The organism is Paraburkholderia sp. HD33-4 (assembly GCF_021390635.1).
GTDB lineage: Bacteria > Pseudomonadota > Gammaproteobacteria > Burkholderiales > Burkholderiaceae > Paraburkholderia.
This window is the reverse complement of the sequence record NZ_JAJEJS010000001.1, coordinates 144859-169980: the sequence shown is the minus strand read 5'-3', so window position 1 is coordinate 169980 and position 25122 is coordinate 144859. Positions and strand designations below refer to the sequence as shown.

At 59.8% G+C, this 25122-nt stretch carries 26 protein-coding genes, 1 tRNA gene and 3 pseudogenes; 15 read left to right on the top strand and 15 right to left on the bottom strand.

Features of this window, described 5'->3' with window-relative positions:
- Positions 1–353 precede the first annotated feature (353 nt).
- From L0U84_RS00795 to L0U84_RS00770, 6 genes and pseudogenes are all read left to right on the top strand, one after another.
- Complete coding sequence (locus tag L0U84_RS00795) at positions 354–1022, top strand: hypothetical protein (RefSeq protein ID WP_233846350.1); 669 nt, start codon at positions 354–356, stop codon at positions 1020–1022.
- Positions 1023–1024: 2 nt separating this feature from the next.
- A complete protein-coding gene (locus L0U84_RS00790; RefSeq protein ID WP_233846348.1) occupies positions 1025–2107 on the top strand; it encodes a helix-turn-helix domain-containing protein in 1083 nt (360 codons plus the stop codon).
- A 23-nt stretch (positions 2108–2130) separates the two neighbouring features.
- On the top strand, positions 2131–2625 hold the full coding sequence (locus L0U84_RS00785) for a hypothetical protein (RefSeq protein ID WP_233846346.1): 495 nt from the start codon (positions 2131–2133) through the stop codon (positions 2623–2625).
- A gap of 93 nt (positions 2626–2718) precedes the next feature.
- The gene (locus L0U84_RS00780; protein ID WP_233846337.1) at positions 2719–2886 is read left to right on the top strand and encodes a hypothetical protein; all 168 of its coding nucleotides are present in this window, start codon (positions 2719–2721) and stop codon (positions 2884–2886) included.
- 118 nt (positions 2887–3004) lie between these two features.
- On the top strand, positions 3005–4483 hold the full coding sequence (istA, locus tag L0U84_RS00775) for an IS21 family transposase (RefSeq protein ID WP_267939715.1): 1479 nt from the start codon (positions 3005–3007) through the stop codon (positions 4481–4483).
- Positions 4476–4796, top strand: a pseudogene (locus L0U84_RS00770) (ATP-binding protein); the annotation flags it as partial. The gene istA and the pseudogene L0U84_RS00770, both read left to right, overlap by 8 nt.
- 28 nt (positions 4797–4824) lie before the next feature.
- Here L0U84_RS00770 and L0U84_RS00765 read toward each other — a convergent pair.
- Both L0U84_RS00765 and L0U84_RS00760 read right to left on the bottom strand, forming a co-directional pair.
- On the bottom strand, positions 4825–6882 hold the full coding sequence (locus L0U84_RS00765; protein ID WP_233845960.1) for a recombinase family protein: 2058 nt from the start codon (positions 6880–6882) through the stop codon (positions 4825–4827).
- Positions 6863–7030 (bottom strand): hypothetical protein, encoded by a 168-nt coding sequence (locus L0U84_RS00760; protein WP_011493047.1) that lies wholly within the window; start codon positions 7028–7030, stop codon positions 6863–6865. The genes L0U84_RS00765 and L0U84_RS00760 overlap by 20 nt, the downstream gene beginning before the upstream one ends.
- Before the next feature lie 294 nt (positions 7031–7324).
- Between L0U84_RS00760 and L0U84_RS00755 the strand changes: the two are divergent.
- The 3 genes and pseudogenes from L0U84_RS00755 to L0U84_RS00745 all read left to right on the top strand — a co-directional run.
- Positions 7325–7819, top strand: a pseudogene (locus L0U84_RS00755) (ATP-binding protein); the annotation flags it as partial.
- A gap of 1047 nt (positions 7820–8866) precedes the next feature.
- Entirely contained in the window at positions 8867–9157 is a 291-nt protein-coding gene (locus L0U84_RS00750) for a hypothetical protein (RefSeq protein WP_233846335.1), read from the top strand.
- Positions 9158–9159: 2 nt separating this feature from the next.
- A complete protein-coding gene (locus tag L0U84_RS00745; protein WP_233846333.1) occupies positions 9160–9828 on the top strand; it encodes a hypothetical protein in 669 nt (222 codons plus the stop codon).
- 7 nt (positions 9829–9835) lie between these two features.
- Here the strand turns inward: L0U84_RS00745 and L0U84_RS00740 are convergent, their stop codons facing one another.
- Positions 9836–10162 (bottom strand): helix-turn-helix transcriptional regulator, encoded by a 327-nt coding sequence (locus tag L0U84_RS00740; RefSeq protein WP_233851889.1) that lies wholly within the window; start codon positions 10160–10162, stop codon positions 9836–9838.
- A gap of 184 nt (positions 10163–10346) precedes the next feature.
- On the opposite strand from L0U84_RS00740, the gene L0U84_RS00735 reads away from it, so the two are divergent.
- Positions 10347–10964 carry a hypothetical protein gene (locus L0U84_RS00735; RefSeq protein WP_233846331.1) on the top strand — a complete coding sequence of 206 codons (618 nt, stop codon included), beginning with the start codon at positions 10347–10349 and terminating at the stop codon, positions 10962–10964.
- Between the two features lie 135 nt (positions 10965–11099).
- Entirely contained in the window at positions 11100–12140 is a 1041-nt protein-coding gene (locus L0U84_RS00730) for a hypothetical protein (protein ID WP_233846329.1), read from the top strand.
- A gap of 305 nt (positions 12141–12445) precedes the next feature.
- On the opposite strand, the gene L0U84_RS00725 is transcribed toward L0U84_RS00730, so the two are convergent.
- The 11 genes and pseudogenes from L0U84_RS00725 to L0U84_RS00675 all read right to left on the bottom strand — a co-directional run bounded on the left by L0U84_RS00725 (position 12446) and on the right by L0U84_RS00675 (position 20907).
- Positions 12446–14101 (bottom strand): DUF927 domain-containing protein, encoded by a 1656-nt coding sequence (locus L0U84_RS00725; RefSeq protein ID WP_233846327.1) that lies wholly within the window; start codon positions 14099–14101, stop codon positions 12446–12448.
- A gap of 86 nt (positions 14102–14187) precedes the next feature.
- Positions 14188–15363 carry a phage/plasmid replication domain-containing protein gene (locus tag L0U84_RS00720; RefSeq protein WP_233846324.1) on the bottom strand — a complete coding sequence of 392 codons (1176 nt, stop codon included), beginning with the start codon at positions 15361–15363 and terminating at the stop codon, positions 14188–14190.
- Between the two features lie 157 nt (positions 15364–15520).
- Positions 15521–15754, bottom strand: a complete 234-nt coding sequence (locus tag L0U84_RS00715) for a hypothetical protein (RefSeq protein ID WP_233846322.1) — start codon at positions 15752–15754, stop codon at positions 15521–15523.
- Positions 15755–15882: 128 nt separating this feature from the next.
- Positions 15883–16257: a helix-turn-helix transcriptional regulator gene (locus L0U84_RS00710; protein ID WP_233846320.1), complete on the bottom strand. Its 375-nt coding sequence runs from the start codon at positions 16255–16257 to the stop codon at positions 15883–15885.
- Between the two features lie 369 nt (positions 16258–16626).
- Positions 16627–17814: a tyrosine-type recombinase/integrase gene (locus L0U84_RS00705; RefSeq protein ID WP_233846311.1), complete on the bottom strand. Its 1188-nt coding sequence runs from the start codon at positions 17812–17814 to the stop codon at positions 16627–16629.
- A gap of 146 nt (positions 17815–17960) precedes the next feature.
- Positions 17961–18260, bottom strand: a pseudogene (locus tag L0U84_RS00700) (Arm DNA-binding domain-containing protein); the annotation flags it as partial.
- A gap of 175 nt (positions 18261–18435) precedes the next feature.
- Positions 18436–18511 (bottom strand) — tRNA-Ala (locus L0U84_RS00695).
- A gap of 63 nt (positions 18512–18574) precedes the next feature.
- A complete protein-coding gene (locus L0U84_RS00690; protein WP_233851887.1) occupies positions 18575–18865 on the bottom strand; it encodes a c-type cytochrome in 291 nt (96 codons plus the stop codon).
- A 71-nt stretch (positions 18866–18936) separates the two neighbouring features.
- Positions 18937–19728 (bottom strand): BON domain-containing protein, encoded by a 792-nt coding sequence (locus L0U84_RS00685; protein WP_233846309.1) that lies wholly within the window; start codon positions 19726–19728, stop codon positions 18937–18939.
- 26 nt (positions 19729–19754) lie between these two features.
- On the bottom strand, positions 19755–20342 hold the full coding sequence (locus L0U84_RS00680; RefSeq protein ID WP_129956798.1) for a phosphoheptose isomerase: 588 nt from the start codon (positions 20340–20342) through the stop codon (positions 19755–19757).
- A gap of 142 nt (positions 20343–20484) precedes the next feature.
- A complete protein-coding gene (locus tag L0U84_RS00675) occupies positions 20485–20907 on the bottom strand; it encodes a YraN family protein (RefSeq protein ID WP_233851886.1) in 423 nt (140 codons plus the stop codon).
- 88 nt (positions 20908–20995) lie between these two features.
- Between L0U84_RS00675 and rsmI the strand changes: the two genes are divergently transcribed.
- Positions 20996–21880 (top strand): 16S rRNA (cytidine(1402)-2'-O)-methyltransferase, encoded by an 885-nt coding sequence (gene rsmI / locus L0U84_RS00670; RefSeq protein WP_233846300.1) that lies wholly within the window; start codon positions 20996–20998, stop codon positions 21878–21880.
- Between the two features lie 122 nt (positions 21881–22002).
- Here the strand turns inward: rsmI and L0U84_RS00665 are convergent, their stop codons facing one another.
- The gene (locus L0U84_RS00665; RefSeq protein WP_233846298.1) at positions 22003–22608 is read right to left on the bottom strand and encodes a septal ring lytic transglycosylase RlpA family protein; all 606 of its coding nucleotides are present in this window, start codon (positions 22606–22608) and stop codon (positions 22003–22005) included.
- A gap of 648 nt (positions 22609–23256) precedes the next feature.
- Here L0U84_RS00665 and L0U84_RS00660 point away from each other — a divergent pair.
- The 3 genes from L0U84_RS00660 (at position 23257) to L0U84_RS00650 (ending at position 25079) form a co-directional block, all read left to right on the top strand.
- Positions 23257–23901 (top strand): MBL fold metallo-hydrolase, encoded by a 645-nt coding sequence (locus L0U84_RS00660; RefSeq protein WP_233846288.1) that lies wholly within the window; start codon positions 23257–23259, stop codon positions 23899–23901.
- Positions 23898–24530, top strand: coding sequence for an exonuclease (locus L0U84_RS00655; RefSeq protein WP_233846286.1), 633 nt, complete (start codon positions 23898–23900; stop codon positions 24528–24530). Before L0U84_RS00660 ends, L0U84_RS00655 begins: the two co-directional genes overlap by 4 nt.
- Positions 24531–24608: 78 nt before the next feature.
- Positions 24609–25079: an Lrp/AsnC family transcriptional regulator gene (locus tag L0U84_RS00650; RefSeq protein ID WP_211193365.1), complete on the top strand. Its 471-nt coding sequence runs from the start codon at positions 24609–24611 to the stop codon at positions 25077–25079.
- The last annotated feature ends 43 nt before the right edge of the window (positions 25080–25122 follow it).

Here is a 25122-nt window from a genome sequence, read left to right as displayed (position 1 = left end):
CATACCTGCGTCGCGGTAAAAGTGAGGCTAGCGAGTCCACCGGGTGATGTCAAGTATATTTTTCGCGTTGCCGAAGCGCCCATGTAACACTTTCTGCAAACAACAACAGGTCATCCTCCTCCAGGCTGATGCCGCGGAAAAGGCAATTCCGTGCTGCGTACTTCGAGCGACTCGCTGTGGGGTGTACATCTGGCTGAATCGCCGGCCCCGCTCGTCCGAAGGGCGTTGAGTGCGCAAGGTACGCCGTCCGCTAGAGGGGCACTTCAGCGGCCTCCGATATCGCCACCCAGCCTACACAATGTCCACTTTCTCCACTACAATTGAGGCTCCAAAAATGGACATGGAGTCCTCGTATGCCCGCGGTCGTGCACCAGAAATTCGAAGAAGTCGAGTCGAGGCTGACGCAACTCGGCCTCACCCGCGAAATCATGATTGAGATCGTGCAAGCGTGTGTCGCGGGATATGCAGGCTGTACTGACAACGACCCACCGGGCGCTGCAGGCTATTCTTCGTGGCGACACGGCGTCCGTCGAAGCCGTGAACTGCTTCGACCGCTGGGCTGGCTCAAAGACAATACCGGCGGCCTTGCTACCTGTCTGAACCGCGAGAAAAAGGTCCGACTGGCCATCCTGAATGCCGACGACGGGGCTGGAATTCCCGATCGCGTGCCGCAGAACCGTTCGAAGAAAGGCCCCAACTCGGAGCGCGCTGCGTTTAACAATAAACAGGTCCATCAATTCGCGCTGCCGGACGCCGACAATTGGCCCCTTCCTGAGGGCGAAGGGCCGGTCACCAACCTCAGCGAATACGCCACGTGGCACGTTTGCGTTTTCATCGAGGGCGACAACGTTCAGGCCGAATTGTCGTTGCTGGGGGATTTCGACGCTGGCTACGCTTCCGAGTGCCTTGAGAAGATCATCCTCGTGGCTCCCGGTGAGTGGAATACGCCGATCCGCGATCAAAATAGCAGCGACGATGACGACGATCTCGACGCATTCCCTATCGAAGTAACCCGTAAGTAAGCATGTTTAATCCAAGCCGACTGAGTCTCGCTAGGCGCCGACGCAAGTTCACGAAAAAGGCTCTCGCAGAGGTGCTGGGCTGCGATCAAAAGACAATCATTCGGTATGAGAGCGGCGAAGCGGAACCACCCGAGGAAAGTTTGAATGCGCTTTCGAACGCATTGAACTTCCCGGTCGCTTTTTTCTCCGGCAACGACATCGATGAGCCACAGCCGGAAGCTGCCAGCTTCCGGTCGATGAGCACAATGTCTGCTCGCGAGAGGGATGCGGCTCTCGCCGCTGGCGCGTTTTCGTTTATTTTCAACGATTGGGTTGACGCGCGGTTCCATCTACCTTCGCATGCGCTCATCGACTGTAAGGACTGCGCTGACCCCGAAGCTGCAGCACGGGTTCTGCGCGAGGAATGGGGGCTTGGAGATCGCCCAATTACAAACATGGTGCATCTCCTCGAGGCCAAGGGTGTGCGGGTGTTTTCGCTCGCGGAGAACACAAAGACGGTCGACGCCTTTTCGATGTGGCGAAAGGAAACGCCCTACATCTTTCTTAACACGTTCAAGACTGCCGAACGCAGCAGGTTCGACGCCGCACACGAGCTTGGGCATCTTGTGCTGCACAAGCATGGTGGTCCAGAGGGAGGAAGGGTCGTCGAAGAGGAGGCTAACCAATTTGCCTCGGCGTTTCTGATGCCAGAGGGAGATTTGAAAGCACGGCTCCCTCGGGTCAACGCAGTAAATCAGATAGTGGAGGCCAAAAAGCGGTGGCGAGTATCGGTCGCCGCTTTGAACTACCGATTGCATCGCCTAGGCATTACCACCGATTGGCAGTACCGCAACTTCGCAATCCAGATATCACAACACTACCGGCAATCTGAGCCATATTCTGTCGAGCGTGAAACCTCCGTCGTTTGGGACAAGGTTCTGCAGATGTTGCGTGCTGATGGCATGACGAAGCATACGATCTCGAACGCGCTGGCGCTGCCGGTTGTGGAATTCGACAACCTGCTGTTCCGTCTCACCAACTATCACAGTATCGAGGGCGGCGGGTCTGGTCGCGGAAAAAGCAAAGCGAAACTCAGCGTCGTTTAGCAGGGGAACGGAGCGCGTTCACGATGACTTACTACCACTTTTCAGCGATAGAGCATTCAATAGATACGATTCTGCAGCCGGGAAACTGGGGACGCCGCCTAGATAGATCACGCTACTGGAATCCATCAGGTATGCAGCTAACCCTTGATGGCTTCAACGAGCCTTGGCGTCTCGCAAGCGAGATGACGCTCGAGGCGATTCGTGCGGCGGAATTCAGCGACCGCCCAAGCCGACTGAACTGTGTCTTCGTCATGGACGGGATGAACGCTGTTGACGCTTGCCGTGCACACCTCGGGGGCAATCCGTACCTGTATGAGGTTGAACTAACTACTGCCACTGCTAAGAGATTCATTGCCGACTTTTCCTTGTTAAACGGTGCGAACCGTTTCGCAATCGGCATTGACTTCTTGCCGAACAATCGTGACATTGCGAGACGGTACTGGGAAGGTGGCAACTGCGCCGTGCCCGAAATCTTGACCGAGTCGCCGATCCTTATTCGAAAACGGCTCGGTCAGTGAATCTCCTTCGATAACGCAAGCGCAGGCTGTTAGAAACGCCGGTCACCGGATCGGTGTCCCATGCATTTGTGAGCCATTTGTGTCGAGGCAAGAATGTTTGACGTCTTCAACGAAGAAATTGAAGTCCTGATCAAGGATGGGCTGGCGAACCTATACTGGTATAAAAATGATTTGCATAAAGCCTGGCAGCGATCCGGCGTGCCGGGTGCAGTCATTGAAGCGATCAAACAGCTTAAGGTGTTGATGTTCACGCAGAATTGACCCACTAAGGGGCGTAATTTTCATCGAATTTTGACCCACGTGATTGAATGTCCTGCTCAATCTTTGAGCAGGGGATACAGAGGTGATCACGGTGGGCATATTGGCCAAGATCAGGCGGATGTATTTCCGCGAGCAGGTCCCGCTGCGCGAGATTGCGAGGCGTACGGGCCTGTCCCGAAACACGGTGCGCAGCTGGCTGCGGCAGACCGATTCTGTCGAGCCGAAGTATCCAAAGCGCGTCAGTCCGAGCGTTGTTGACGAGTGGGCCGCACAGCTGACGGGCTGGCTGCGGGCGGACAGTCATCGCCCGAAGCGCGACCGGCGCACCGCGCGATTCATGTTCGAGGCGATCCGCGGCGAGGGTTACGCGGGCAGCTACGGCCGCGTCAGCGCGTTCGTGAGGCGCTGGCATGAGGAACAGGCCGAAGCGCCGCGCAGAAAGGCCTACGTGCCGCTCGCCTTCGAGCCCGGCGAAGCCTTCCAGTTCGACTGGAGCTGCGAATACGCCTTCATCGGCGGGCTGCGGCGGCGCCTCGAGGTTGCCCACGTCAAACTCAACGCCAGCCGCGCGTTCTGGCTCGTCGCCTATCCCACCCAGAGTCACGAGATGCTGTTCGACGCGCACGCCCGCGCATTCGCCGCATTCGGCGGTGTGCCCAGGCGCGGCATCTACGACAACATGAAGACCGCCGTGGACAAGGTTGGCCGCGGCAAGGAGCGCGCGGTCAACGCACGCTTCGAAGCGATGTGCAGCCACTATCTGTTCGAGCCAGAGTTCTGCAACCGGGCGGCAGGCTGGGAGAAAGGCATCGTCGAAAAGAATGTTCAGGACCGCCGACGGCAGATCTGGCACGAAGCGGCGCTACGGCGCTGGGAGACGCTGGAGATTCTGAACGAATGGGTCGCCGGCCAGTGTCGCGAAGCCTGGCACATGCGGCACCCGCAATGGCCCGAGCTGACAGTCGAGGACGTGTTGCAGGACGAGCGCACCCGGCTGATGCCCAACCCACGGCCGTTCGACGGCTACGTCGAGCAGACCCTGCGGGTTTCGTCGACCAGCCTGATCCACGTCCAGCGCAACCGCTACAGCGTGCCTACCGAGTACACGAACCAGCTGGTGAGCGTGCGCTGCTATCCGGCGTATCTCAGCGTCGTCGCCGACGCGCACGAGATCGCCCGCCACGAACGCAGCTTCGAGCGGCACATGACCTTTTACGACTGGCGACACTACATCACGCTGGTCGAGCGCAAACCCGGCGCACTGCGCAACGGTGCGCCCTTCATCACGATGCCGCAACCGCTGCAGCTATTGCAGCGGCACCTGCTCAAACACCCGGGCGGCGATCGCATCATGACGCAGGTGCTCGCCGCGGTGCGCGAACACGGACTCGATGCTGTGCTGCTCGCTGTGCAGGCTGCGCTGGATTCAGGGCGCCCCAGTGGGGAGCATGTCCTGAACGTGCTGAGCCGGCTGAAGGCGCCTGTCACGAGTGCCAGTCTCGCCACCACGAAACTCCAGCTCAAGGAAGAACCGGCGGCTGACGTGAATCGCTACGAGACGCTACGCGCCAACCCACCGGAGGATCGTCATGTCTAACGACATCATTGCCCAGCTCAAGGGCCTCAAACTGCACGGCATGGCGAGTACCTGGCCGGAGCTACTGGCACAGGCGCGTCACACTGACTTCGAGCCGGAGCGCTTCATGAAGCAGCTGTTGATGGCGGAAACCGCCGAACGGCAGGTCCGCTCGATCGCTTACCAGATGACCGCCGCACGCTTCCCGGCTCACCGCGACCTGAAAGGCTTCGACTTCGCACAGGCACAAGTTGATGAAGCGCTGATTCGTGAACTCAGCGAACTGTCGTTTCTCGCAAGCGCACACAACGTCGTGTTCATCGGCGGCCCCGGGCACGAGACATAATGCTCACCTCCCTATGTCATTGAAGATCAATGGATAATTGATTTGAGTTATCTGATTGCGGACGGTCCGCAGCTCGTCGCTCCAGATAATTGTCGACGTCCACCTGCTGGATGATCCATGGCGCACCCAGACAAGCCTGTGACGCCGGCAACCTCCCGACTCGAATCAGGCGGATGACGGTTGGCGCACTGATACCCAGCAGGGTGGCTACTTCTGTAACCGTCAGTTCGCGGCGCTCCTGCCGTTCGCCTTCGCGATATGCAGGGATTCGATGGTCCTTCCGCAGCGTGCAGATTCGCGCGGCGGTCCAGGTGTGGCCCTTCGCCGTCCGTTTGCCTAGTCGATTGATGACCGCCGCTACGCCTTGATCTGCCAACGTTCTCGCCAACGCGCGAACGATGTCTATCGTTGCGACATCGGTGGCCCAGCGATGCTCACCTGTGTGGTTCTTCTCGAACACGATCTCGGTGTGATCGCCTCCTTGCCAATGCACGAGTGCACGAATCGTGTCGTCCTGCTTTGTGGCAACGATCTCCTTGACGACCGTCCTAAGAATGCGTTTCTTGATCTCGACCGAACTGGCCGGGTGGTGCCATAGCCGGGGCAGGTCTTCACCGAGTCGCAGAAGTTCATCACGCGCGCCCGCACTCAGCGCCCTCGATGACTGTTCGCGCAGGAGGTCGAGTTCGGTCTGTATTTGCACCTGCGTCTTCAGCGTTTCATTCCACCGTCGCTCAAGTTCCGCCGCAACCAGCCGGTTCTCAGGATCAATCGCATCGTATTGCCGACGTGCTCGCGCAGCTTCATACCGCGCCTGTTCAAGTGCCAGCTCCTTGTGCCGCACGCGTTCGTCCTGCTCTGTTCGTGTACGTTCAATGGCCTCGAGTGATGCACGAATACCTAACGGTTGAAGTTGGCGCAAAACTTCTTCAGTAACGCGTTGATCAACACGAACCGCACCAAACGAAATGCAGCGAGGGCCACCATGATTGATCATGCTGCCCTGACAGTTGTACCGCGCGACGGTGCCTTTGGTGCCGGAATACGCAACGTGCAGCTTGCGCCCGCAGTGACCGCAACGAAGCAGTCCCGCCAGAAGCGAGCTCCCGCGCTTGACAGCGCCGCGGACCATGCTGCCCTTCATGTTCGCGTTATTGGTAATCAATTTGCGGTTCGCCTCGTACTCGTCCCAGCTAATGTAGCCCGCGTGGTGCTCGATGATCAAGGCCTGCCATTCCTCGCGCTGAAGGGGGTTGCCCGCAAACACTCGCTTGCGTCCGTTCACAATGCGAGCAATAGTCCGGGTCTTGCCAAACGCGTATGCGCCGCCATAAGTCGGATTCGTCAGGATGTGCAGAAGGGTGTTATAGACGGGAAGCTTCCATACAATGTGGCGACCGTCCGGGCCGTAGTTCACCGCGGGTAGCTCAATGCATTCCTGTCGAATCCATAGGAGGACCTGCCTGACGCTACCAAACTCGCGAAACTTCCGGAACGCCAGATCGAGCGCTTCCCGGACGCGGGTATCAGGATCCTTCTCGATACGATTTCCTTGTGCACGCACATAACCGATTGGCACCGACGTGAACAGTTCACCGCGTTTGGCTTTCTGATCAAGAGCCGCCTGTGAGCGTTGGCGAAACGTCGAAAGCTCCATCTCGGAAAGCGTGCCCTTCATGCCTAACAGGAGGCGATCGTTAGGCTGTCTCGGATCGTAAATTCCATCTTCGTCAATCAGCAGGCATCCTACAAGACGGCAGAATTCCAGAAGCGTGTGCCAGTCACGACCATTGCGCGCAAGACGCGAGGCTTCGATGCAGAATACGGCACCCACTTCGCCGCTGCACAGTGCCACCAATAGGCGCTCGAATCCGGGACGATGATTGCCAGAGCCGGAGCGACCCAGGTCGTCATCGATAACCGTCGCATCTGGCCAGCCAAGTCCGCGTGCGCGATCGGCAAGCCCGTATTGGCGCAACTGGCTCTCGCGATTGTGGTGGACCTGATCCAGCGTTGACTGACGGACGTACACGTATGCACGACGGGAAAGGTGTTCAGCGCCGATCTTGCTCATCACGCGCCTCCGCTTCGATGACGTCGATCAACGCGAACATCAGCAGCGCCAGTTGCGTCACCAGCTCGGCTTGCATCTCCTCTGATACTAACGCCTCCGGCACAGTTTCCTCGAACAGATCCTTCTGCCTCGTCATCTGGTTGCGCATCTTTGCCTCCCTCAGGTGTTACCGCCGCAAAGCACGATAACGCCGTGTCGACCAGGCGCAGAAGTTCGATCAGCACCGCATGAGGCAACTCCGGCTGGACGACGACAGACATGCGGGCAGCATCCTCGCCTGCCATCCACGGCGGAAGATGCGTCAGAGTGCCATCGGGCTGCCTGATAGTCAGATACGACTCGCCCCGGTAATTGTTCATCCCGATGACGGTTATCCGTTCACCGCAGCGAGGGTGAAACGGATAGCGGATGATCACATCATCGCAATGATGATGGGCAGTGTGTAGTGGGTTCGCCGGGCACTGGCAAGACGCACCTTGCCTCGGCAATCGGAATCGAGGCCGTACAGCGCCACGGCAAGCGTGTGCGTTACTTCTCAACTGTCGAGCTGACCAACGCCCTGGAGCAGGAGAAATCGGCGGGCAAACAAGGCCAGATCGCACACAAGCTGATGTACGTCGATCTGGTGATTCTCGATGAACTTGGCTATCTGCCGTTCAGCCAGACCGGTGGCGCATTGCTGTTCCACCTGCTGTCAAAGCTGTACGAGCATACGAGTGTCGCGATCACCACCAATCTCAGCTTCGGCGAGTGGGCAACGGTGTTCGGGGATGCAAAGATGACGACAGCGCTGCTGGACCGGGTTACGCATCATTGCCACATCGTCGAGACTGGCAACGAATCGTGGCGCTTCAGGACCAGTTCTGCCAAAGCGAAGGCAACGAGAAAAAGGGCAGCAAAACCGGCTGGAAACGAAGAGTTATCCACACCGGAATAGATGTACTACGCTGTCTCGAGGTGGGTCAAATTTAGATGAAAACGGTGGGTTAAGACTCCGTGAAAATCAACAACGTACCCTTTTCCCGTTCGGTAACGGCGGCTTGGCGAAAGGTCTCGAGGAGTTTCTGGAGGGCAGACATAAGTGAGAGTGCTCGCTATCGTTGTCGGCAGACCGACAGGATTCAGGATTATGCCTCCTGCCTGATGGGCCGTCGTATGTATCGTTGCGGCGGCGGTATCTCGCTCAATTCACGCAATGCCAACCTTCGATGCGCGAGGCACATACCGATGCGCGAGTTCCTATGAATCTAGCTCCAGTTAGTGGGTACCGCTAGCCTGAATCCGGCATGGGCTTCGCCTGCGACGAGTACCGAGCCGTCGAAATATGCTGAGTCAAACGTGGTTACGAGGCGTGCAGCTGCCTCAAAGCAGGCTTCGGACTGCCAAGCGCGCGATTTGCACAAAAAATGAGCAAATTCCGAGATTTTGGGCGTCAAAAAACTACTGAAACGGAAATTGTGCGTCGCACAATTATTACAAAATAATTTCATTCGCGATGATCTGGGCATAGGGCCGCCGCCGATCTGAGCCCAGCCAACCACTTGGCGCGGTTCCCGCGACCCGCTGTGAGGGCTGTATTCGGGTCGGAGGGGGATTTTTGTGCCAGAGAGTCCCCGCGAAGTCGCTCGCGCCCCCCGAACTGGGCAAAATTGCGGACAAGAATGCCATTTGATCCATCCCTGTTATGAATTCGGGAATTTGTGTTACATTTTGCTCGCGGAACAGCAGATTTTTGGCGATTTTTGACGACTTCTGGAGAAAAATACCCGTTTTGAGGCGCGCGCCTGACCAGCTCAGGTAGTTTTCCCCTCAGCCTCGAGTTCTGGCGTCTTCGCGCCCGGTAACCGCCCCCTGTAACGCCTCCGCTGTCCCGAAACGCACTGTCGAAGTCTCGCGCTTCAGTTTTCTCCCCACCCAATGAGCCTTTGATATCGATAATTCAACTGGGGACGGCGCTCGCCTTAAATATTAAGGATACCTAATCATGACAAGAAACCACCGATTCCTTTTTCACCTTGGCCGTACCGTGGCGACGCCGGGTGCGCTTGATGCGATGCAACGCGCCGGTGTGCTTCCCTTGACACTGCTTGTCCGTCATCAGTGCGGCGATTGGGGAGAACTGGACGCAGAGGACCGCGCAGCCAATGACCGCGCTGTATCCGAAGGGACTCGCATCCTCAGCGCCTATCAAGTTGGGCCGAACAGGGAAAAGCTATGGGTGATCACGGAATGGGATCGTAGTGCGACGACGATCCTGTGTCCCAACGAGTATTAGCCGTGGACTTTGTCATTCAGCGGTTTCATCCGCTCATCCGGCCGGGCTTTCATCTCGGCGCGGCGCGCTCGAAGCATGCCGTCCATTCGCAGCAGAGCCGCCTCGATTCGGCGTGCGTGATGCACTGCCTGCTCATGGTGCTGCAGATTGCTGGCCTGATCGATGATCCATCGACGATCGCCACGCGACGGCGGCGGCTTGAGGCAATACTCTGGCGCAAAACGGCCGAAGTGTTCCTGAACGGGATGACATTCGGCGAATTGGCGGCGTTTGTTGCAGAACTTGATTGCGGGCTGAGCACAAGACTGCTAGAGCGCGGCGCACACCGGGAAGCCGTCGCGTTCGTCGAAAGCGAACTGGCAAAGAAACGGCTGGTGATCTGTAGCTGGCGCGAGGTTGGGACGTTGCACAACCATGCAGTGCTCGCGATCGGCGCTGCTGGCATCGGGTGCAACCAACGATTCAAGCCGGGCGCGTTTCTGCTTCTCGATCCAGCGGAAGGGCCGCCGACAGCTATGGGGACCTGCAACGCTCAGCTCGATTACGCGCGCTGGGAAACTGGCGAACGGCGCCGCTACGCAAGATACACGACAGCTTGTGAGACCTTGTCCGTTGTGCTCAATGGTGCGATCTCGATCGGATTTCGCAAACCACGTAAGGCGCTGAAGTGACGGCAATCTACCGTAGGGCTCTGCGTCTGGGTTCCGGTGCTGCACTTCGACGATGCTTGACAGATGGCTTGAGCGAAAGCGCAAGCGGCTCGAACAGGTCCGAGAGCGTGATGCCAAGCACGTAGCAAATAGTCGCCAACGTCTCAACCGTCGGGTTTGCCACCCCGCGCTCGATTGCGCTGACACGAGTGCGATCCAGACTCGCCTCGTATGCCAGTTCCTCCTGCGACTTGTCCGCAGCTATCCGGCATGCCTTGACCCGCTCGCCCACTGCGGTTGCCACGGGGCTACGTCGGTCACGGATTTTCGATTTCTCGCTCATGCCGCAAAGCATGCTGACATGACGCCTTTGCAACCACGCTTTATAAGCGTCAATTAATTGATGCTTATAAACATCATTAACGATAGACTTTTTGCGCTCCGGGGAATCGGAGCGTCCCAAGGAAGTTAGGCATGGAGTATGCCTAGCACGACCGGGCCGCCGTCCACTACGAACACCACCGAGGAAACCAGAGACCATGAATTTTTCGAGAATTTCTGCCGCCGTTCTGGTGGCCGTTGCCCCCGTCGTTACTCATGCCCAGCTGAACCAGCTACTCGGCGTGATGCACTCGGTCCAGAATGCCGTCACCCAACCCGCGACGGGTCAGCCTCAGCAGTCCGACCAAGATATGACGCAGCAGCAAGCGCAACAGCAGGAGCAGGGCGACAACGCCGCGTATCGTGCGCAGATGGAGCAGAGAGCGGCAGCTGGACGGCAGCAGGCGCAGCAGATGGTTGCCGATCAGGATGCGAAAGACATTGCGAAGTACAAGGCTTCGCAACAGAGCGACCAGCAGCAGGCTCAGCAGCAATTCAATGACGCCAAGAAGTCGGCTGCGGCATGCCAAACCCTGCTGGACCAAAAGCTACCCATCGCCGAGCGGTTCATTCGCTGTCGCAATCAAGGTTTGACGGAGCAACAACAGATGGAGTTCGTCGGCGCGATGCCCTTAACTGCGCAGCCCTATATGGCATCCATGATTCAAGATGTCTATGAAGACGGCGTAACCGACCCCGCGAGGGGCAAGGCGATCACCGACTACTACGACGCCTGCTACCGACGCGGGACGCCGTGCGCCCGACCGAAGTGGTAACAATCAGGTTAGCAGACGCCGCAGCGTTGATAGCTCGACGCTGCGGGCCGGGAATTTGATGCAAGCCGTCGTTGGCGTTAGCGACATCTCGCCGTAGAATCGCGCATCAACCGAACATAGTCTCACGGGGCAGCCATGGCGCTATATCAATTGACGACCGACTCGCTGTGCGCAGTTCCGTCCGCTACGTACAGTCAGCTCAATCTACGCGAAAAAGAGGATGTACAGCGAGTACTGCGGGATCAAATTGACGTTATCCTGCCCGACTCGATGGTGCTGGCTGAGGAGTTTGGCGAATGGGAGGACAGCAGGCGCCGCATAGACCTCTTGTGTTTGGACCGTAATCTACAACTGGTTGTCGTTGAACTGAAACGCACTGAGGACGGCGGCCACATGGAACTGCAGGCTCTGCGCTACGCTGCGATGGTTTCGACTATGCGGTTCGACCAAGCTGTCGATGCTCATCGTAAATACCTTGCATCGCGCGGTCTGCCCGTGGACACCGCTGAAACAGCGATTCGCACGTTTGTCGGCATTCCAGAAGGCCCTGTATCGTTGGGCGGAAATGTTCGAATCGTACTTGTCTCAGCAGATTTCTCGAAGGAAATTACTTCAACCGTGCTTTGGCTGAACGCGCACGGCATCGATGTCACGTGTGTACGTGCAGTACCGTACCCATTCAAAGAGTACGTTCTCTTGGATATCCAACAAGTAATCCCCTTACCTGAGGCCGCAGAGTTTCAGGTGGCGATACGCGAAAAGTCAATGGAGGCTGCGGCGGTCGAAAGTCGAAGTCGAGACTTTACTCGCTATCGCGTAGAGACGCAGTCGGGCGAAATTTTCGACAACTTGCCGAAACGCCGGTTTATCTATCACGTGGTGCGCGAGGCGATAGCGCATGGTTTGACTCCCGACGACATTCGACGCGAGGTGCATTGGCGAAGTGGGAACATGTTTCTCGCTATGGATGGTACGCTGACTGGGCAACAGTTGATGGCGGCATTCCCGAGCAAGTCCCCGACGCGGTTCTTCTGTAGCGACGAAGATTTAATCCATGTTAATGGGAAGACGTACGCGCTTAGCAACCAGTGGGGTGAACGAACGGAGGAAGCCGTATCGAAGATAGTTGGGCGCATGCCGGACGGACATGGGTTGACATACGAGGCGTTGACGTAACGTACGAACGCTACGCTACCGGATCGGAACGCCGTTCAGCAGCATCTTCCGTACCGCGACACGGATCATAGCTGGGCGGCCAATTTGCCCGCGCACAAGAGGTTCAAGGTGTATGCCGCCGCAACATCGAGCCAGCAGAGTCAGAGTTTCCGCTGCACCCGGTTGCCCTACCCGCCAGAAGGAGGCGGCGGGTACGGATTGTCCTGATGGTTCCGCATACCATCTCAGCTTTCGCGTAGATTTGTAGATTCGTAGAGCTAGAGGGTTGCGTGTCGGCTTTGACCGACACGCAACCGGTGCCACCGCTACTCGGCAAAGATCGCTTCCTTGCGCAACGCGTAGGTGCTCGGCTTCAAGTTGTGATGCCCGGGCACGACGAACTGACTGGTCGGCCTGCCTTCCAGCCCGGGAACTAGCCATCCCTTGCGAAGTAAAGCTTCTTTTACCGCTTTCTTTCCATGCTTCTCGTTAATCTTTCGCATGGCCGACGGCAGCAACAATATCAGTTCGCGATCGTCGTCGGTGTGAACGAACCCGATCTGCGTATTGCGATCAGCGTCGAAAAACGCCGAGTACAGCGGCAGGCGATGCCGGTGCGTCACCACGAGGTCGCGCACACTCTCTGCGATTTCGTCGTCTGGTGTTCGCAGGTCCGCCCGGTACTGCTTCAGCCAATCTGCGAAGCCGCGACGCATGGCGAAAACGACCTCCTTCTTGTTGAAGCCGACCACACCGGCGTCAAAAGCGACGAACGCTGAAAGGGCGGCAAATGCGAAGTGCTCAAGAACGCGCTGCTGGACACCGACAGAAGCATCCAGATTGCCGCCGTTTCGGATGGCGGCCTGCAGTCTGGCAAAGCACTTGTCATGTGTGCGGCACACCGCAGCGACATCCGCTGCAACATGCTGGACGAACGGCTTCCACGCAACGCCATGCGTTTCGCGAAGTTTCGAACGCACCAGCGCGGAAAACGCTGCGCCGTTGCTTTCACCGTGCAGGTCATCGAACGCGCCGTGCTTGCCGTTGACCGGCAGCGTAATGAAGCGCGCAAGCTGGCCTGCCAGTGCCTGCTCCCCGCTACGGCGAATACGATCGGCAGGGCTTTCCTCGCCCGCCGAGATAATCACGGTCGACAGTTGCGCCTGATCCGCGAGACTACCGTCTGTCTTTGCGCGCAGCCTGCCGCTGCCGTTTGTCATGCGATACACGGACTGCCCGAACGACGCGATATCCGACTGACCGAGTTCGTCAATGACGACCGGCAGGTCCCTGTGCTGCGCCGCATACGCTTCCAGTCCGTTGGCGGTCGCTTCCCAGTTGGCAAGACAGTCAGGCGAACCGGTCAGGGCCTGCAGCAAGCGCAGGATGGTTGATTTGCCCGTGCTGGACGCGCCGACCAGATTCACGCAAAGACCGCTCTGACCGAACAGCTTCAGGAGACCCGCCGCAAAAGCAAAACAGAGCGGAACGATCATGAGCGGATTACCGCGGCACAGAGCCGTGACATCAACCCAGTCCGCGAGCGTACCCGCCGACGCGCGCGCCTTCGGCTGAGCGCGGATCACACGCTCGACACGATCGGAAAAGCGCTCGTCGGCGAAAACGTAGCCCGATTCTTGACCGTAGTCGATCCAGCCGTCACGCTCTGCGCGCAGGAGCGTGTTGCCGCCGTTACAGGTACGCAGAAAATCTGCGACACGCTTCGGCGCATCGTTCGAGTACAGTTCAACGCCGCGCTCGATCAGATGGCGTGCGAGGCGCGACGCGTTCAGGGTCAACGTGATCGGAATCTCGATCTCTTTCCTGACACCACCGGCGCCCCTGATTTCCATCAGGTACGCGGGATGGCCACCGTCGGCATTGGCTACTTTCGCGATGTACTTCATTTCTGGGCACGGCAACTGCCATCCGCCATCGACGGCAGAATCGACTACCGTGCCTTCAGATTCAGCATGGTTCATGTTGTTTATTTCCATTTATCGCCCGCTTTACCTTTAAGGAACGCGGGCCACGGTTAGGGTTTGCGCTACGATCGTTCGGCGAAGCGCTACGTGATCCGGGACACACGACCCTTCACGGGGCGTGGCGGATCGCCGACCTCTTCAGGCAGCGGTGCGAACCGTGCATCGACCAGCGACGGTGGCGTCGGCTTGATGCGCGAAGCCGTCAGCACTTTCGCCAGCGGCATAACTTTTTCGCGCGCGGGCGACTTCAGGTCGATCTTGCGTTTGCGGAACTCCGCACGGTGCCGCGCCATGGTGCGCTCCGAATACACCATTTCCATCGGTGCGTTCAGCTTGCGCAGCGCGATTACCGGACGCAGACGATCAGGCACGCCCTCGAAGTCGGCGCAAGTTATTCCCGACGACACGACGTTGAGCACCGGCACATTCCTGTAGTAGCGGTTGAAAATCTCCCGCGGCGCATCACCGCTCCACGCCTTGACGTTCTGCAACCCCTGCTTCTTCAGCTCCGCGCTCTGCAAGCGAACTTCAACGCGCAGCAGACCACCGCACTCGTCGCGCAGGTTTTCGAAGAAATTCTGCGGCTCCTCGCCCGTACGCTTCGCCTTCGGCAAAGACTTGCGGCGCACATCTTCGCCCTTGTCGTAAAAGATGATGCTGTAGTAACGACCGTTTCTCGGCGCCCAGTAGACAGAAGTGAACTCCTTCCTCATTGCGCAATCCTGTTCGACCAACTGGCGCGCGATCTGATGCAGGCACGTCTTCACGAAACGCCCCGGCTTGAACTGCAGATTCACGGCCAGATCGACACGACGCAACGTCACGTGTTTGTCGATCAGCTCCTGCATCGGCACGGAGAACGAGAAGCCCAACTTCTTCCTGAGATCGTGGATCACACAGGCCAGCCCCTTCGCGAGACGCTGCGAAGTGAAGACGTTCTGGCCGAGAATGGAACCGAACAGCGAGCCCTCCACGCTCAGTGTCTTGGTGAGCGGGTTATAACGAACGTGCAGGTTGTGCATGCCGTACTTGCCGGTAACCGGCAGGCGATTCGTGCTGCTGAAAAGGACTTCGCCATCACCGTTGCTGACCAGGCTGCGCTTCTGACCGGACACGTCCCACTCGACGCCGCTAACCGCGAACTCGACCGTATCGAAGTTCACACGATCAGCCGGGCGGAACGCCAAGCCGGTCTGCGTGGACTTCTTGATGGTCGCTGTCTGCGGTGCGGTGACAATTTGACTCGGACGGGTCTTCATCAGGCACACTCGTTAGTTGAAGCCAGCAATCGCGCGATGTGGGCGTAGGCATTACATGCCAATTTGTCATCGTCAGCTTGCGAGCGGGTTGTTCTATTGATCATAAGTTCACCTATTTATTTAATAGGGTGTCATACAGGGTATATAGGGTAAGTAATTACAGACGAGCGGGAATGGGCGCGCTGCTGACGTCGAGCGGCCATTCGATGATCGGTGCCATCGACTGCTTCATTGCCTTAATGTCCTCGCTCGCATACGACTTCACCGACTCGGCACCGTGCGAGCCAGCCATGCGAATGGACGTAATAGCCTTGGCGGGGCAGACGGACAAATTGTCGATCGTGCCGTCGATACGGATGCTATTTACAACAGCTGCGAGTTCGGCCGTCAAAGTGGCCGGATCGGCGGCACGTCACGAGTACGACGCCTTTGCCCGGCTCCTTGTCACCGTAGGACGTCTTGCCTTTTGCCGCAGCCTTCGGTTCGCTGGTGAGCAATTCGTCATCGACTGTAGCTGCCTCAGTCATCACGCGGCTCCGTACTGAGAGATGCGAGGAAGCGTTCGATGTCCGACAGTTTCCAGCCGCGTGCGCGCGGACCGAGGGCGACGGAGTGCGGCAAGCGGCCCGCTTTTTGCCATTCGTAAGCAGTCGTGCGGCTGATCTGGAAGATGGCAAGCAGCTCGGGGAGTCGAACGATGCGGTCGCACGCGGCAAGCCCCAAGCGCGAGTTGGCAGACGTCGTTTCACTCGCGCCAGCAGGGCTTACGGACTCGCGTATTTTGAGTTGACGGCGTACCTTAGGCAAGAAGTCGTCGGTTGTCACCCGACTATTGATTGTCTCACTTTGAGGCGGCCGCGCGTCGCCCACGAGGACAGAAGAATCAAGATACATAGGGGCCGCATTGGTCGGCGACCCATCGAGAGAGTGTTTTGAACCCATGGCAATCAGAGTTGGTGATTCGGCTCGAAAATAATCCAGGCGCTGAGAAGTCCTTTATCGACCATCACACGTCAAGCCACGCGAATACTAGGCTGACATGCGAGCGCGTCTGGGCGCTTTTGGTGCTGCACACCTGCGAGCTGACTTCGCAACAACAGGTGGTGATAAAGGGGCTTCCTAGCCCTGGAATACTTCGCCCGACCCGATTCCCAAACTGCGGGTTCTCAACATCGGTCGTATCCACAGACGACCGCGTTAGGCAGTGTTAGGACTGTATCAGATTCCTACGTTCGATCAATCCTGTTAGAACCCGGCCGGCGATTACACATCGTTGGCCTTAAGGGTCGTGAGGTAGTCGGCCCATCGCTGCATCATGGCCTGCCGATCTTTCAGGAACTTGGTGCGGTTGTATGCGGACCCCAGTGCATCCGGAACCTTGTGGGCAAGCTGATGCTCGATCACCTCGGGCCGGAAATGCAGTTCCTCGTGCAAGATCGTCCGAGCCATCGCCCGGAATCCGTGCCCCGTGATCTCAGTTTTTGTGTCATAGCCCATGCGCCGCAAAGCAGCATTGACTGCTGCCTCGCTCATCGGCTTGTTCGGATCGCGCCCCGGAAATACATAGGACCGGTGGCCGGTGAGCGCCTGCAACTCTCTTAGAATCGCCACGGCCTGCACTGCTAGTGGTACGAGATGCTCCGTCTTCGTCTTGGTCACGAGATAACGCCACTCCGCCTTTTCGAGATCAAAGCCCGACCACTCAGCCTTGCGCAATTCGCCGGGTCGTACAAATAGGAGAGGAGCCAGCAGCAACGCGCTCTTCACTACAAACGTTCCACGGAAGCCATCGATCGCGCGCAGGAGCTCTGCTACCTTTACCGGCTCCGTGATGGATGCGAAATTCTCGTGCCGAACGGGAGGGAGAGCCCCCCTCAAGTCGCCCGATGGGTCGCGCTCTGCTCGCCCAGTCGCCACGGCGTAGCGAAACACCTGACCACAGTTCTGCATCGCCCGATGCGCCGTATCTTTCGCCCCTCGCTCTTCGATTCGCCGAATGACCGTCAGAAGCTCGGGAGCCGCGATTTCGTGGATAGGTCGATTCCCCAGCCACGGAAAAATGTCTTTTTCCAGACGCTGGATGACTTTCTCCGCGTGACTTTGAGCCCAGCCCGGCGACTGGCGAGCAAACCACTCGCGAGCGACCACTTCGAACGAGTTGGTGGCTCGATCGAGCGTTGCCGCCTTCTTCGCCTTTTTGTGTTCGCCGGGATCGACGCCCTTCGCGAGAAGTTTGCGCAGCTCGTCTCGTTGCTCACGCGCATCCTTGAGCCCGACATCCGGATAGACGCCAAGCGATAACCGCTTCTCTCTGCCCTCGAAGCGATATTTAAAACGCCACCACTTGCCTCCCGCGGCAGAAACTTCTAGATACATGCCCCGCTCGTCGAACAAACGATAGAGCTTGCCGGTCGGCTTTGCATTACGAACGGCTACGTCAGTCAGTGCCATGCTCGCTACTCCTTTGGGAGCACGGCGCGCGTTGCATCCAGAAAGGTGCGAAGCTGGGCCGTCTCGGATGGATTCAGATTTACGCGGCGTGCGCCAAGTCGGATCGACAGCGCGCCGTCACTGTCCACGGAAAAGCGCATTTCTACTTCCCGGCGAACGGCTTCGTCTCGCTGGGCGGCACGCTCCTCCTTCCGTATCTCTCCGGGGTCGACACCTGCGGCAAGTTGCGTTCGGGCTTCATCCCGTAGATTCCGGGCACCAGCCAGCGTCACGCTAGGATAGACACCGAATGACAGAGTTTTCTCAGTGCCCCCGAAGCGATACTTGAGTCGCCAGTATTTCCCTTGGTTCGGGGAGACGAGCAAATACAAGCCACCGCCATCGAACAACTTGCGGGGCTTGTCCGCGGGCTTCGCCTTCTTGATGATGGTCTCGGTCAACGCCATTTGGGGAATACTGGAGCGACTGTTTGGACAGTTGCCCCAAAAGTTATCCCTCTTCGCGCCCGGATGTCAACGGATGACGCTGAACCTTACCGGCAATAAAAAACCCCGTAAGCGTTGATCTTACGGGGTTTTCGGGGATTTTCCGGACGTCGCCGGATTTTGTCGGATGAATTCTTGGTGGAGAGGAGGAGGATCGAACTCCCGACCTTCGCATTGCGAACGCGACGCTCTCCCAGCTGAGCTACCCCCCCATCGAAAATAATTCTAGCACAGCCATTTTCCCTTTTGCCAAGCCTCCTGCCCCCGGGAAAACCTCATCTGGACGGAGCGCCCGCGAGCACCCAGTCGACCACCGCGCGGATGTCCGCGTCACTCATCGATTGATGCGCCGGCATAGGAATCATGCCCCACACACCGGATCCGCCGTCCTTCACCTTACGCGCGAGTTTGGCCGGCGCCTGCGCGTCGCCCTTGTACTTCGCGGCGATCTGCTGGAACGACGGACCGACCAGTTTGCGATCCACGGCGTGACAGCCCATGCAGGCATTCGCGGCGGCGACCTGCTGGCCGCGCGGCGACTCCGCCGCGCGTGCAACCGACGTCATCGTGCCCACCAGCCCACCGACCACCAACGTGAACACAGCAAACACGACACCCCCACGCGCCATCCCAAACATCAAGGCACCGCCTTCGGATTACCCGGCCGCACCGACGTCGACGAATTAACCGGCGCGGGAGCCTGCTGATCGAGCGGCCGCGCGCTCACCGACGAATCGGGAATCGCGCCGACCGTCGGCTCGCTGACCTCGGGCTGCGAGGCAACGACAGGTGCAGTCGCAGCGGCGGCGGCGGCCGCTTGAGCTTCCTGCGGCTGGATGTACTGGAACACCTTGACCACCTGCACGACGCCCGGCACGCGGCTCGTGACGTCGGCGCCGACATTGCCCTCATCCATCGTGACGAGGCCCATCAGATAGACATTGCCGCGCTCCGCCACGACCTTGAAGTTGTTCGCCGAAATGTTCTTCTCGGCGATCAGCGCGGTCTTCACGCGCGTTTCAAGGTAGGTGTCGTTGGTGCGCGACGAGAACGAGCTCGCCGGCATGATCGCCAGTTCGTTGACGATCGTATTCACGTTGTTCATGCTCCGCACGATGCTCTCGGCGCGCTGCTTCGACGCATCGCCCGCGACCTCACCGGTCAGCAGCACGCGGCGATTGAACACCGTAACGTTGACGTGCGCGGAGTCCGGCAGATTCTGGCTGATCTGCGACAGCGCCTTCACCTGGATCTCGCGATCCTCGGTCTGCGCGCCGAGCGTGCGGCGGTCGGTGGCCATCAGCGCGCCGCCGCCAGCCGCGGCCCCGACCGCGAGAAAGCAGCCTTGCAGCGTGGCCGACAGCCCCGCCGCGAACCCGACCACGAGCACGGTTCTCACCAGTGTCTTCTTGACGCGGAATACGCTCATCAACTAGCTCTCCTTCGGAATCAGTCTCAGTCTTCGCCGAGCAACATGGCATCGATGCCGTCGCACAGGCAATGGATGGTCAGCAGGTGCACTTCCTGGATGCGCGCGGTGCGGTCGGACGGCACGCATACCTGGATGTCGGTGTCGCTCAGCACTTCGTGTGCGCGTCCGCCGCCCTTGCCCGTCAGCGCGACGACGATCATTTCGCGCTCATGCGCCGCTTCGATCGCTGCGAGCACGTTCGCGGAATTGCCGGATGTGGTGATCGCGAGCAACACGTCGCCGGGCTGACCGAGCGCCCAGACCTGTTTCGCGTAAATCTGTTCGAACGAATAGTCGTTGGCGATCGCGGTGAGCACGGAGGTGTCGGTGCTGAGCGCAATGGCCGGCAGACCTGGCCGCTCGCGCTCGAAGCGGCCGATCAGCTCGGCCGCGAAATGCTGCGCGTCGGCTGCCGAGCCGCCATTGCCGCATGCGAGGATGCGATTGCCGTTGGCGAGCGCGGCGAACATCGTGTCGATCGCGGCGGCGATCGGCATCGACAGGGTTTCGAGGGCTTCGAGTTTGACTGCCGCGCTGTCGCGGAAGTGTTGTTGGATGCGTTCGACTGACATCGAGTCTCTATCTTCTACCGCGAATGGACCGCATTGTGCGGCCGTGTTGTGAAGTCATACTGCCAGGCTGTGGCCGCCGATGAGTTCGCGCGGCACGCGAGCGCAAGTTTATCGCACTCACGCGCGTTGTCCGCGCGGCCCGTCAGACTTCGTCGGCGCGAAACGCATCGCGCAACCACACGAGCCTGCCGCTCTCGAACGCGACTACGTCGAAACGGCACGCGGGTTCGTCGCGCGTGCAGCGGTTCGTCGCGACGCGCGTCGCGAGATAGTGCCGCGCCGCTCGCACGATGCGCTGTCTCTTCTGCCAACCGATGCTCGCGGCCGCCCCGCCGTAATGCCGCTGCGCACGGGCGCGAACTTCGACGAACACCAGCGCGCCGTCGCGATCGCTCATCACCAGATCGATCTCGCCGCCCCGACACGTCACGTTGCGCGCGACGAAGCGCAAACGCTGGCGCTGCAAAAATTCGCGCGCGCGTGCTTCGAAAGCCGCGCCGACGGATTTGGACTGGTGAGGGCCGGAAAAGTTGTGGGCGGTTTCTGGACTGCCGTTTCTGGGCATCCTTTGCGTAGTCTTCGGCGTGACCTGCTCGCGCAAGTCCACATGGCACAATGTCGGCCTCGTTCCGTCTGTTTGTGTGTTCCGTGTCATGACTCCTCTCTCCGAACTCGCGCAAGGGCAGCAGTACCCCGCCGCCGCGCTGTATGTGGTGGCCACGCCGATCGGCAACATCGCCGACATCACGCTGCGCGCGCTGCACGTGCTCGGACTCGCGGATCGCATCGCCGCCGAGGACACCCGCAACACCGGTCAGCTGCTCGCGCGCTACGGCATCTCGAAGCCGCTCGTCGCCGTGCATCAGCACAACGAGCGCGCCGCGGCGCAGCGCGTGATCGAGTATCTGCAGGCCGGCGAGCGCGTGGCCTACGTGTCCGACGCGGGCACGCCGGGCATCTCGGATCCGGGCGCCAAGCTCGTCGATGCCGTGCGCGAAGCCGGCTTCGCGGTGGTTCCGCTGCCCGGCGCGAGTGCGCTCGCCACCGCGCTGAGCGCGACCGGCGACTGGGTCTCGACGTTCTCGTTCCTCGGCTTCCTGCCGCCAAAGCCGAAGGCGCGCTCCACTGCCTTGCAGGCGCTCGCGCAACATCCTCACGCGATGGTGTTCTACGAAGCGCCGCACCGAATCGTCGAGACGGTGCAGGCGCTCGCCGATGCGTTCGGCGGCACACGTCGTCTGCTGATCGCGCGGGAACTGACGAAGTTACACGAAGCGTTGCATCAGGGCACCCTGGCCGAAGGGCCAACGTGGCTCGCCGCCGATGCGAACCGGCAGCGCGGCGAATTCGTGCTGGTGGTCGAAGGCGCGTCGCCCGAAGCGGCCGGCGAGCACGATCACGACGCGCTGCTCGGCATCCTGCTGGAAGAATTGACGGTGAGCAGCGCGGCGAAGGTCGCGGCGGCGCTCACGGGCGCATCGCGAAACGCGTTGTACACGCGCGCGCTGGCGCTGAAGCAAGACGAGCCCGACGCCTGAGAGGCGAACCGGGCGAGTAAAAGTCGGAAAGAAAAAGAAAAGGGCCGCATGTCGCGGCCCTTCGATTGTCTACAGGCTGTTGTTGTTCAGCCGACGCGGCACCACCGCCGCGTCACGTCACATCACTTGTCCGAATCCGAGTTCGAAGCGAGCGTTTCGTTCAGCTCGGCGCGTGCTTCCTGCTGCGTGAGCCCTTCGATCTTGACTCGCGCCGTGCCGGCGTGGCGCATGTCGAGCATGGCGGCGGCCGCCATCGACAGGTCGATCACGCGGCCACGCGCGTACGGGCCGCGGTCGTTGATCCGTACGATCACCGAGCGCGAATTGGCCGGATTGGTCACGCGCACGTAAGAGCCGAGCGGCAGCGTACGATGCGCGGCCGTCATGGCGTGCATGTCGTAGCGCTCGCCATTGGCAGTGCGGCGGCCGTGGAAGAAGCGTCCATACCACGACGCGCGTCCAATCTGATGGAAGTCCGCGACGTCGACGCCGTCGTCGGTGAGCGGCTGCGCGTCAGCCAGCGACGACGCAGGCGCGTTCGGCGTGCTCGGGCTCGAGGCCGGCGCGCCACCGAACGATTGAGGTCCAAAAGAGCTCAGGTGCAGGTTCTTCGTACTTTGCGGCGTGTCGTTCGCAGACGTATCGCCCGCGCCCGGAGGCGTGGCGCAGCCGGCCAGTACAAAAAAGGCAAAAAGAGTCCCTAGACCACGGGATAGCCGAGTTTTCATAAGACGTGCAAACACATTGTCGAGCCGCATCACCCGCGAGACTGCTGGGCATCTTGCTTGCGGCTCCGGCGGTAGGGACGACAACGCGCCGCGCGAAAAAGCGCAGTACGTCAAAGCCCGGATACGGCTCACTGAGCCGCTACCGCACGGTTAATTTTCACGTCTGGCGCAACCTGTCCCCGGCAGCCTGACCAGACCCCACATGCCGCCAACTGAACGTGGCAAAGACACGTTCTTGCGCGCGCAACTCAGCGCACAGGAACGGCGGCGTAGGCCCCACCCAGCGTCACGGAGGTTAATTCCGTAGCAGGCGCGTGGCGCCTGGCTGGGCAAGACGTGTGCATCGAACGCATCGACACTGGATGGCCGTCGGCATTCCGACAGCCCTTACTTGAATGGCGAGCGGCGTCCCCGTTTTGTGGGGAAGCATCGCCTTGTGGCAGCACAACTGATGTGCATGGAGTCCATTATACCCAAAAAAAAATTTTGGGATGGCGAGCGGCCCAAAACCTTGATCAATCTTCACATTTATCGCAAAAATGGGCCTGCAAAAGGCTGCGTCGATGCCGTGCGCAAGCCCGTCGCGCGGGCGACGGAGACTGTCTCGAGGCCGGTACAATCAACGTTTCTCCAGTTCGTCGTCCAGCCATGAAAGTCACCCTGATCCCCGTCACGCCGTTCCAGCAGAACTGCTCGCTGCTCGTCTGCGAGGCCACCGGGCGCGCGGCCGTCGTCGATCCGGGCGGCGACCTCGACCTGATCCAGCGCGAGATCGCGCGGCAGAACGTGACCGTCGAGAAGGTCTTGCTGACTCACGGCCATATCGATCACTGCGCGGGCGCGAAGGCCCTCGCCAGCCACTACGGCGTGCAGATCGAAGGTCCGCATCCCGACGAGCGCTTCTGGCTCGACAAGCTGCCGGACCAGAGCACGCGCTTCGGCTTCCCGGCCGCCGACGCCTTCGAGCCGGACCGCTGGCTACAAGATGGCGACACCGTGCAAGTCGGCGACGAATCCTTCGAGGTCTACCACTGCCCCGGCCACACGCCGGGTCACGTGGTCTTCTTCAGCCGCGCGCATCGGCTTGCACTGGTTGGCGACGTGCTGTTCGCCGGCTCGATCGGCCGCACGGATTTCCCGCGCGGCAACCACGCGGACCTGATCCGCTCGATCCGCGACAAACTCTGGCCGCTCGGCGACGACGTCACGTTCGTGCCGGGCCACGGCCCGACCTCGACGTTCGGCGCCGAGCGCCGCACGAATCCCTACGTCGCCGACGGAGTGGGCGCATGAGCAGCGAAATCTATGTCAGTACCGACGTCGAAGCGGACGGCCCGATCCCCGGCCCGCATTCGATGCTGAGCTTCGCATCCGCCGCGTACACCGAAGACAAGCAGCTGATCGCGACGTTCTCGGCAAATCTCGAATTGCTCGAAGGCGCGGCGCCGCACCCGGTGCAGGAAGCGTGGTGGAAAACCCAGCCGGAAGCATGGGCGGCCTGCCGCCAGGACTTGCAGAAGCCCGAGGCGGCCTTGACCGCCTATGTCGAATGGGTCGAGGCGCTGCCGGGCAAGCCGGTGTTCGTCGCGATGCCGGCCGGCTTCGATTTCACCTACATGTTCTGGTACATGATGCGCTTCGTCGGCCGCTGCCCGTTCTCATGGTCGGCACTCGACATCAAGACGCTAGCGTTCGCGATGACCGGTCTGCCGTATCGCAAGAACATCAAGCCGCGTTTTCCGAAGCACTGGTTCGACGAGCATCCCCATACGCACGTCGCGCTCGACGACGCGATCGAGCAGGGAGCCCTTTTTTGCAACATGCTGAAGGACTTGCGCGCGCGTCAGCCCGAGCTGCCGGGGGATGGCAAGGATGATGGGGACGCCTCAGGGCAAAACGCCGCTCCCGACCCGATAAATTAGGCGATCTCGCTCGCGGGAGCCGTTTTACATTGCGTTTCGTTTTCGCGCCCTCTACCATGCGTTGATACGGCGACGCTAATGGAGGCGCAGTTGACACTCGATACGTTCTCACAGAAGATCCTGCGCCTTCTTCAGCTCGACGCACGCCGTTCCGTGCAGGAAATCTCCGACCAGGTCGGGTTGTCGAGCACACCGTGCTGGCGACGCATCAAGGACATGGAACAGTCGGGCGTGATCCAGCGCTACACGGCGCTGCTCGATCGCGAAAAGCTCGGTTTGCACGTGTGCGCGCTCGCGCATATCCATCTGACGCGTCACACCGAAGGCGGCGTCGAGCAGTTCGAGCGGGAAATCGCCACCTGCCCCGAAGTGACCGAGTGCTACAGCACGACCGGTGAATCCGATTACATCCTGAAGATCGTCGCGCCGGACATCAAGGCGTACGACAGCTTCCTGCACGAACGCATTTTCAAGATTCCGGCCGTCGCGCAGGTGCGTACGAGCGTGGTGCTGCGCGAAATCAAGTTCGATACGCAGTTGCCGTTGTGACGGATGCGCGGCGGCCGGCACGGAGGTTCGCCGCGGCTTCGGG

Excerpts from the sequence above, each read along its gene's own strand:
- L0U84_RS00705 (WP_233846311.1), bottom strand. The coding sequence starts at position 17,814 with ATGGCACTGACTGACGTAGCCGTTCGTAATGCAAAGCCGACCGGCAAG.
- istA (WP_267939715.1), top strand. The coding sequence starts at position 3,005 with ATGTATTTCCGCGAGCAGGTCCCGCTGCGCGAGATTGCGAGGCGTACG.
- L0U84_RS00655 (WP_233846286.1), top strand. The coding sequence starts at position 23,898 with ATGAGCAGCGAAATCTATGTCAGTACCGACGTCGAAGCGGACGGCCCG.
- L0U84_RS00680 (WP_129956798.1), bottom strand. The coding sequence starts at position 20,342 with ATGTCAGTCGAACGCATCCAACAACACTTCCGCGACAGCGCGGCAGTC.
- L0U84_RS00725 (WP_233846327.1), bottom strand. The coding sequence starts at position 14,101 with ATGAACCATGCTGAATCTGAAGGCACGGTAGTCGATTCTGCCGTCGAT.
- L0U84_RS00780 (WP_233846337.1), top strand. The coding sequence starts at position 2,719 with ATGTTTGACGTCTTCAACGAAGAAATTGAAGTCCTGATCAAGGATGGG.
- L0U84_RS00720 (WP_233846324.1), bottom strand. The coding sequence starts at position 15,363 with ATGAAGACCCGTCCGAGTCAAATTGTCACCGCACCGCAGACAGCGACC.
- L0U84_RS00685 (WP_233846309.1), bottom strand. The coding sequence starts at position 19,728 with ATGAGCGTATTCCGCGTCAAGAAGACACTGGTGAGAACCGTGCTCGTG.
- L0U84_RS00710 (WP_233846320.1), bottom strand. The coding sequence starts at position 16,257 with ATGTATCTTGATTCTTCTGTCCTCGTGGGCGACGCGCGGCCGCCTCAA.
- L0U84_RS00785 (WP_233846346.1), top strand. The coding sequence starts at position 2,131 with ATGACTTACTACCACTTTTCAGCGATAGAGCATTCAATAGATACGATT.
- L0U84_RS00650 (WP_211193365.1), top strand. The coding sequence starts at position 24,609 with ATGGAGGCGCAGTTGACACTCGATACGTTCTCACAGAAGATCCTGCGC.
- L0U84_RS00665 (WP_233846298.1), bottom strand. The coding sequence starts at position 22,608 with ATGAAAACTCGGCTATCCCGTGGTCTAGGGACTCTTTTTGCCTTTTTT.
- L0U84_RS00790 (WP_233846348.1), top strand. The coding sequence starts at position 1,025 with ATGTTTAATCCAAGCCGACTGAGTCTCGCTAGGCGCCGACGCAAGTTC.
- L0U84_RS00735 (WP_233846331.1), top strand. The coding sequence starts at position 10,347 with ATGAATTTTTCGAGAATTTCTGCCGCCGTTCTGGTGGCCGTTGCCCCC.
- L0U84_RS00690 (WP_233851887.1), bottom strand. The coding sequence starts at position 18,865 with ATGACGTCGGTTGCACGCGCGGCGGAGTCGCCGCGCGGCCAGCAGGTC.
- L0U84_RS00765 (WP_233845960.1), bottom strand. The coding sequence starts at position 6,882 with ATGAGCAAGATCGGCGCTGAACACCTTTCCCGTCGTGCATACGTGTAC.
- L0U84_RS00740 (WP_233851889.1), bottom strand. The coding sequence starts at position 10,162 with ATGCTTTGCGGCATGAGCGAGAAATCGAAAATCCGTGACCGACGTAGC.
- L0U84_RS00660 (WP_233846288.1), top strand. The coding sequence starts at position 23,257 with ATGAAAGTCACCCTGATCCCCGTCACGCCGTTCCAGCAGAACTGCTCG.
- L0U84_RS00760 (WP_011493047.1), bottom strand. The coding sequence starts at position 7,030 with ATGCGCAACCAGATGACGAGGCAGAAGGATCTGTTCGAGGAAACTGTG.
- L0U84_RS00675 (WP_233851886.1), bottom strand. The coding sequence starts at position 20,907 with ATGCCCAGAAACGGCAGTCCAGAAACCGCCCACAACTTTTCCGGCCCT.
- L0U84_RS00730 (WP_233846329.1), top strand. The coding sequence starts at position 11,100 with ATGGCGCTATATCAATTGACGACCGACTCGCTGTGCGCAGTTCCGTCC.
- rsmI (WP_233846300.1), top strand. The coding sequence starts at position 20,996 with ATGACTCCTCTCTCCGAACTCGCGCAAGGGCAGCAGTACCCCGCCGCC.
- L0U84_RS00795 (WP_233846350.1), top strand. The coding sequence starts at position 354 with ATGCCCGCGGTCGTGCACCAGAAATTCGAAGAAGTCGAGTCGAGGCTG.
- L0U84_RS00750 (WP_233846335.1), top strand. The coding sequence starts at position 8,867 with ATGACAAGAAACCACCGATTCCTTTTTCACCTTGGCCGTACCGTGGCG.